This window comes from Bacillus sp. (in: firmicutes) (genome assembly GCA_017656295.1).
Taxonomy (GTDB): Bacteria; Bacillota; Bacilli; order Bacillales; family JACDOC01; genus JACDOC01.
Genome location: JACDOC010000033.1, coordinates 1 through 7574, shown reverse-complemented (window position 1 = coordinate 7574; position 7574 = coordinate 1). Strand labels below are relative to the sequence as shown.

At 38.7% G+C, this 7574-nt stretch carries 8 protein-coding genes and 1 tRNA gene; 1 reads left to right on the top strand and 8 read right to left on the bottom strand.

Features of this window, described 5'->3' with window-relative positions; translation table 11 throughout:
- Positions 1-557 precede the first annotated feature (557 nt).
- Genes tatC through H0Z31_15445 form a run of 3 tightly spaced genes read right to left on the bottom strand, consistent with a single transcriptional unit; the run spans position 558 to position 2235 of the window.
- A complete protein-coding gene (tatC, locus tag H0Z31_15455) occupies positions 558-1310 on the bottom strand; it encodes a twin-arginine translocase subunit TatC (protein ID MBO8178819.1) in 753 nt (250 codons plus the stop codon).
- A 17-nt stretch (positions 1311-1327) separates the two neighbouring features.
- Entirely contained in the window at positions 1328-1498 is a 171-nt protein-coding gene (locus H0Z31_15450) for a twin-arginine translocase TatA/TatE family subunit (protein ID MBO8178818.1), read from the bottom strand.
- A 50-nt stretch (positions 1499-1548) separates the two neighbouring features.
- On the bottom strand, positions 1549-2235 hold the full coding sequence (locus H0Z31_15445; GenBank protein ID MBO8178817.1) for a redox-sensing transcriptional repressor Rex: 687 nt from the start codon (positions 2233-2235) through the stop codon (positions 1549-1551).
- A gap of 233 nt (positions 2236-2468) precedes the next feature.
- On the opposite strand from H0Z31_15445, the gene H0Z31_15440 reads away from it, so the two are divergent.
- Positions 2469-4382 (top strand): ABC-F family ATP-binding cassette domain-containing protein, encoded by a 1914-nt coding sequence (locus tag H0Z31_15440; GenBank protein ID MBO8178816.1) that lies wholly within the window; start codon positions 2469-2471, stop codon positions 4380-4382.
- Between the two features lie 318 nt (positions 4383-4700).
- Here H0Z31_15440 and tsaD read toward each other — a convergent pair whose 3' ends face one another.
- The 5 genes from tsaD to H0Z31_15415 form a co-directional block, all read right to left on the bottom strand.
- The gene (gene tsaD, locus H0Z31_15435) at positions 4701-5735 is read right to left on the bottom strand and encodes a tRNA (adenosine(37)-N6)-threonylcarbamoyltransferase complex transferase subunit TsaD (protein ID MBO8178815.1); all 1035 of its coding nucleotides are present in this window, start codon (positions 5733-5735) and stop codon (positions 4701-4703) included.
- Positions 5729-6175, bottom strand: coding sequence for a ribosomal protein S18-alanine N-acetyltransferase (gene rimI / locus H0Z31_15430; GenBank protein MBO8178814.1), 447 nt, complete (start codon positions 6173-6175; stop codon positions 5729-5731). The genes tsaD and rimI overlap by 7 nt, the downstream gene beginning before the upstream one ends.
- 10 nt (positions 6176-6185) lie before the next feature.
- A complete protein-coding gene (gene tsaB, locus H0Z31_15425; GenBank protein MBO8178813.1) occupies positions 6186-6881 on the bottom strand; it encodes a tRNA (adenosine(37)-N6)-threonylcarbamoyltransferase complex dimerization subunit type 1 TsaB in 696 nt (231 codons plus the stop codon).
- The gene (tsaE, locus tag H0Z31_15420; GenBank protein MBO8178812.1) at positions 6878-7333 is read right to left on the bottom strand and encodes a tRNA (adenosine(37)-N6)-threonylcarbamoyltransferase complex ATPase subunit type 1 TsaE; all 456 of its coding nucleotides are present in this window, start codon (positions 7331-7333) and stop codon (positions 6878-6880) included. Before tsaE ends, tsaB begins: the two co-directional genes overlap by 4 nt.
- Before the next feature lie 165 nt (positions 7334-7498).
- Positions 7499-7574, bottom strand: a tRNA-Asp gene (locus H0Z31_15415).

Below are 7574 nucleotides of genomic sequence, written 5' to 3'. Positions count from 1 at the left end.
TCACTCTTACCTCCTTCCAACACGTGAACAAAGTAGAGGTCCTTTACTCCAGAAAGTTATGTTGTCTTTCCTTCATGGTTACTATGACCTCCTCCGACTCCCTCTTCACAGTCCACCACTTCGCATATGCTTATAGGTTTCCTCTTTACTCTTACTGAGTGTGAAGGAGGGTCTCCCCAGTTCTACAGGATACTTTCTCAACATGTCGCTTCCCTTACTCCGAGGGATTCCTAGGTGCTGCATTCCAAGTTCTTCACACCGTCCATGGTCTTCGCCCATATACCCCAGGCTCGACTTCCCTTTGCCCTCAATCGAGGTCTCTTTTGACGAAGCGGCAGAATTCACTTTATGTTACGACCTGCTGATTCGCTAGCACCCCATAAGGAGTTACGTTGTCACCGGGCTTCAACCTTAGGATTTCTCCACCAGTTGCCGGTCAGCTACCGAGCGTCTTGGCACTTACTCGGGTTGGACTTTCACCAACAAGCACCCTGCATCTTTCTGGGCACGCGATAAAGAAAAAACTCGGCCCGTGCCGAGTTTTCACCTATTATCACTTAGTCTTCGATTTCATTTGCTGCCTTCATTTCTGCTTCTAATACTTTCCGGTATCCGATTTTGGATATCCAAATACTAATCTCATATAAAATAAATAGCGGGATAGTCACCATTAAATGCGACATTAAATCAGGTGGTGTAATAAATGCCGCAATCACTAACAACACAAAATACGCATATTTGCGGACTTTTGCCATCATCATCGGTGTAATAATTCCAAGCCGTGTTAAAAAGAGCATGACAACCGGTAGTTGAAATAAAAAGCCGAACGGAATCGTAATCTGGAATAAGAATTGGAAATATTCATTAATTCCAATCACTTGTTGAATATTTAAGTTAGCGGAAATTTTCAACATAAAATCAACGACGAACGGAAATAAAATAAAATACGCAAACGAAAGGCCACCTAAAAATAATAGCACCGATATTGGAATATAACTTAACGTTACTTTTCTCTCCCGTTCGTACAAACCAGGACTAACAAATGCCCATAATTGATACAACAAAACAGGAGAAGAAAGGACAAACGCTAAAAAGAAAGCCATTTGAAAATATATTTTTAACGGATCGGTAATGCGAAAGGCATTCATTGTCAATTCCTTAGCTTCATCGGCCATTTGTAAATATTTAATAATCGGCTCAACGAAAAAGAAACTGACTATGGTCGACAGAACAAAGAAAACGACCACAATTATGAGCCGTTTTCTTAATTCACTTATATGTTCATATATCGTCATGTCCTTTTGACTCATCACAGTTCATCCTAACGTTACTTCACTTCTTTTTTATCATCGTCATCATCCGCTAAGCCTTTTGTGGCATTTTTGAACTCACGTAACGTGTTTCCTGCTGCTTTTCCTAATTCAGGTAATTTTTTTGGACCAAAAATTAGTAAAGCAACAAATGCAATTAAAATGAGGCTTCCTGCTCCCATTCCCATACTGGTACACCTCCCTCAATATTAATCATACCGAAAACAAGCCGTTTTTTCTATTCTGATTTCACAGCTTCTTGTGACGGTTCCGTGTCATTTTCATCAGTCATTGGAAAGTTCTTTAAAAAGTAAACGAGCGATTGCAACTCAACTGCTAAATCAATATGGTGAATACGAATCGATGATGGCACATTTAATCGAGCCGGAGTAAAGTTTAGTATTCCCTTTACTTCTGCTTTTACTAATCGGTCAGTAATCGGTTGCGCGACATTAGCCGGAACAGTAAGAATCGCTACTTGAATCTCATCCTGTAGCAAACGTTTTTCCAATTCATCAAGGTGATAGACAGGCACATCACCAATATGGGTTCCTACCTTTTTCTCATCAATATCGAACGCAACATGGATTTTTGTATTATTGTTTTTTAAAAAATTATAGTTTAAAAACGCCGTACCTAAATTACCGACACCGATAAGTGCGACTTTTGTAACTTCATCTTGATCCAATGCTTTACTAAAAAAGGAAAGCAAGTAATTTACATTATATCCATACCCTTTTTTTCCTAACGCCCCAAAATACGAAAAATCACGACGAATGGTGGCTGAATCGACTTTCACCGCTTCACTTAACTCCGCTGATGATACGCGTTGCTTTCCAGAGGCTGATAAATTTTTTAAAAAACGATAATACAGTGGTAAACGTTTGGCAGTTGCTTGCGGTATTTTTATTGATTCTTGATTCATAATCTCTCCCTCACCATTTCTATATCATTTAAACTAAACTCATGTGAACGCTTCCATTTTTTGATTATATGGATAACGAATTTAATCAAACGTTTGTTTAACCTTTGTTCACACCATAAAATTCCATACTTCTCATGATACACTATTTTTTATGAATTGTCCCGAGTAGGACCGTTGCCGAATTCTTGAAAAATAAGTTACACTTACTCTATGACGTATAGAGGTGAGATGAAGTGATTTTATTACAAGTAAACCAACTCAGTAAATATTTCGGTGCAGATCTCATTTTTTCGAATGTAAAATTAGAAATTCAATCAAAAGATCGAATCGCACTTGTTGGTCGCAACGGAGCTGGAAAATCGACACTTTTAAAAATCATTGCCGGTCATTTATCCTACGATGCTGGAGAAATTGTAAAACCAAAGGACGTAACTATTGGTTATTTAGCACAGCATACCGGACTGGAATCGGAACTTTCCATCTGGGACGAAATGATGACCGTGTTCTCACATATAAAAGAAATGGAACAAGAGCTCAGACGAATGGAACAAAAAATGGCTGATTCATCTATCTATGAAAACGAAACCGCCTATCAAAAGCTATTAAAAGAGTACGACCAATTACAAGTTCGTTTTAAAGATGCAGGTGGTTATCAAATTGAAGCGGATATTCGCTCCGTCTTACACGGTTTGAATTTTCATCAATACGATTATAACACAAGTATCGCTACTCTTAGTGGAGGACAAAAAACTCGTCTTGCACTTGGAAAATTACTATTAACAAAGCCGGATATTTTAATATTGGACGAGCCGACCAACCATTTAGACATCGAAACCTTATCGTGGTTAGAGCAATATTTACAAAATTATACGGGAGCCATTTTAATCGTTTCTCACGATCGGTACTTTTTAGATAAAGTCGTTAATCGTGTGTATGAAATCTCCCGTCATCAAATTTATAAATATGAAGGAAATTATAGTCAATATTTAATCCAACGGGCAGAAAAATACGAGCAAGAGAAAAAACAATATGAAAAGCAACAAGATGAAATTGCTCGTCTACAAGATTTTATTCAACGAAATATTGCTCGGGCTTCAACAACAAAACGGGCCCAAAGTCGGCGAAAAAAATTAGAAAAAATGACCTTACTAGAAAAACCTCATCTTGATGATGGAGCAGCGTCCTTCTCGTTCGATATTAAGCGCCAAAGTGGTAATGAAGTGTTAAAACTTTCCAATATCACGATTGGCTATGATGACAAAGCCCTTTCTACTTCCATTAATGGACACATTACCCGACAAGAAAGCATTGCCCTTGTCGGTCCAAACGGTGTCGGAAAATCAACCTTGTTAAAAACGGTGGTCCAAAAACTAGCTCCACTTCAAGGGGACATCACGTTCGGCGCTAATGTCACCATCGGTTATTACGATCAGGAGCAAGCAGACTTGCATTCGAATAAAACGGTGTTAAATGAATTATGGGACGACTACCCAACGATGACGGAAAAAGATATTCGAACGGTTTTAGGGAACTTTTTATTTTCTGGTGATGACGTGTTAAAACCTGTCTCCTCCCTTTCCGGTGGAGAAAAAGCACGGTTAGCTTTAGCTAAGCTGATGCTAAAGAAAGCGAATTTCCTTGTATTAGACGAGCCGACCAACCATTTAGACCTTGATAGTAAAGAAGTGCTCGAATTAGCGCTATTAAATTACCCTGGAACGATTTTGTTTGTTTCTCACGACCGTTATTTTATTAATCGCCTTGCGACAAAAGTGTGGGAGCTTTCGTCAGAGGGAATAGAAGAATATTTAGGTGACTACGACTATTACTTAGAAAAGAAACAAGAGCTAGAAGAGTTAGCCTCAATAGACACATCTAGCATGAAAGTAGAAACCCAAAAGAGCACACGTTCCTATGAACAAGAAAAAGAAGCGAAACGTCAAGAGCGACAACGTCAACGAAGAATAGAAGAAATTGAAAAAGAAATTAACCTTCTAGAGGAAAAAATTGCGCTAAAAGAAGAAGAGCTATGTCAACCTGAAGTGTATCAAAATCACGAAAAATCGGCATGTATTAACAAAGAAATTGAAGAAATGAAAGCGAAAGTGGACGAATTAATGAATGAATGGACCGTACTTGCCGAATAAGTTCATTAGTAAAAACAGCTAGCCAAACAGACAAGGCTAGCTGACTTTTTATTCACAACTTCCCCACAATCATACACATATTTATTCACATTTGGTTGATTGAAATGAAGGTTTTTTTAAAACTTTTCCACATTATCCACAAAATTATTCGTATTTATCCACAAAATACACAATAATTTTAAGTTTACCTCTTGTTTAAACTTAATATTTATCAACAAATTATCCACAAATTGTGCTTTATTTTGTTAAAATTTCTAAAACACCATTGTGTAATGTTGTGGAAATAAAAAAATCTATCGGTTTAAACCCGATAGATTTTTATTTCTTATTATGAAACGTTTCTAAATCCAATCCTGGATGCGCATTCATATCAAGCGCCGAACGCTTCCCTTGTTCGAACAATACACTTCCTGCGGCTGCAATCATCGCCGCATTGTCTGTACATAGGGATAATGGCGGAATCACTAATTGAATCGGTAATGTGTCAAATTCTTGCTCTAATGCATGACGGAGACCTTTATTGGCAGCTACTCCTCCTGCCAACACCACCTGTTTAACGCCATATTCCTTGGCCGCTTGGACCGTTTTAGTCACTAACACATCCACAACGCTAGCTTGGAAACTGGCAGCAACGTCTTTTGGATCGAGCGTTTCTCCTTTTTGCTTCGCATTGTGCAATGTATTAATTACCGCTGATTTTAAGCCGCTAAAGCTAAAATCATACGATCCCTCTTCTAACCAAGCCCGTGGGAAGTCAATGGTTGGGGTACCTTCATGAGCTAAGCGGTCAATATGGGGACCTCCTGGGTATGGAAGTTGTAAGGTCCGGGCGACCTTATCATATGCTTCACCTGCGGCATCATCGCGTGTTTCACCAATGACTTTGAATGTTCCATGCTCTTCCATTAAAACGAGTTCTGTATGACCGCCAGATACGACTAATGCTAGTAATGGAAATTGCAGCTCGGTGATTAATTGATTCGCATAAATGTGACCTGCGATATGATGAACGCCGACAAGCGGAATTTGATGAGCAAAAGCAATAGCTTTTGCAGCATTGACACCAATTAATAGAGCACCTACAAGGCCGGGACCTTCCGTTACAGCAATCGCATCAATATCTGCAAAACTGACACCAGCTTGTTGTAACGCCTCTTCGATTACTATGGTAATTTGTTCGACGTGATGTCTAGAAGCGATTTCTGGGACGACACCTCCAAATCGTTTATGACTATCAATTTGGGAAGCCACCACATTTGATACGATTTCTTTTCCATTCTTCACAATAGCCGCCGCTGTTTCATCACAACTTGTTTCAATTCCAAGTACTAATAAATCATTGTTTTTCATAATTTCACCCACATTATTTGTGCATCCTCTTGATTATCAGTGTAGTAATTTTTCCGTATACCGCCATTTTGAAAGCCTAACTTTCGATATAAAGATTGCGCAACATGATTGCTTACTCGAACCTCAAGGGTCATCGTAAAAGCCCCTTTTTCTTTCGCTAACTTCATCACATATATTAACAAGGCTTCACCAATTTTTCTTCCGCGGAAGTGTGGATGAATCGCAATGTTTGTTATGTGCGCTTCATCAACAATAATCCATACACCACAATAACCGATAATTTTTCCTTCGAATTCGGCTACCGTATAAGAGGCAAAATGGTTAATGGTTAACTCATTAACGAACGATTCTCTACTCCATGGACAAGGAAACGATAATCGCTCGACTTCCATCACACCATCTAAATCCTCAATTGTCATCGTTCGAAAAATCACATCGCTCATCGAACTTTCCTCACTTATTCTTTTCTTGCTCTAACCATCTCGCCTCTGCTTCTGCTAAACGAATGTAATTCGGGGTAAACGTATGAACGGACTCTTCTTTGGCGCTTAACCCAAGCTTTCCTAACTCAGCCGGACGAGGATTATGCTCTGTCAATTCCGCCATAATGGCTTTATCACCTAACACTTGTTTAAACATCTTAAAATGTATAGGAGCATCATTTCCTATAAACAACACCGGTTGATGATAGGTAGCAATCATTTTTGCCCATTCTTCGGCTAACATATGACAATCATCAATCACTGTCACCAATTGTCCGTTTTCATAACGATATAAACCTGTATAGATGTTCCCTCTTCGTGCATCAAATAATGGAGCAATTAACCCATTAAAATATCTTCCAGCAGAAGCTAAAACAGCTAAACTAGAAACACCAACTAATGGGATATTTAAACTCCAGGCAAGTGTTTTGGCAATAGTCACCCCAATACGTACTCCAGTATAGGAGCCAGGACCTTTTGCTACCACAATTTTTGATAACTCTTTTGGGGTAACTTCACAATCTTTTAATAAATGTTCAATGGCTGGCATGGCTCGTACGGAATGGTTTTTTTTCAAATTTGTAATATACTCTCCGATAACCTTATCTTCTTCCAGTAACGCAACCCCTAATACATAATTGGATGTATCAATTGCTAATACTTTCATGAAAAAATCTCCTCACATATTTGTTCAAACCGTTCACTTAATGGGGTAAAAACGATCTTACGAACATCTTGCCCTTGATGAAAAATTTGAATCTCCAAGCGGTTGTCAGGTAATTGCTCTTCAATTAAATGAGCCCATTCGACAACTGTGACACCGTCTCCTTCAAAATACTCATCAAATCCTAAGTCTTCAAACGTATCTTCTAATCGATAAACATCCATATGATAAAGCGGAAGATTTCCATGGTATTCTTTAATGATGGTAAATGTAGGACTATTAACAGTCTTCGTGATTCCCAGTCCTTCCGCTAGTCCTTTCGTAAATGTCGTTTTTCCAGCTCCTAAGTCCCCTTCTAACGTAAGAACGTCTCCAGGTTTTAAATATGTAGCTAACGTCTTTGCTAATGATTTTGTTTCCTCTAGGCTATGAGAGATTATTTCGTATTGTTTCATTAGAATCTCCTCGATTTCTTTGTATGTATAAAAAAACCTTAGGATCATTAACATCCTAAGGATTTTATCGTTTTATGTTTATTTTACATGATTCTGTTATCATGAGCAAAAAGGGGAAAATAGGAAGATACAAAAATGAAATCGCGTAATTTTGATGGTTCAATATGGCGGTCCCGACGGGAATCGAACCCGCGATCTCCTGCGTGACAGGCAGGCATGTTAACCGCTACACCACGGGACC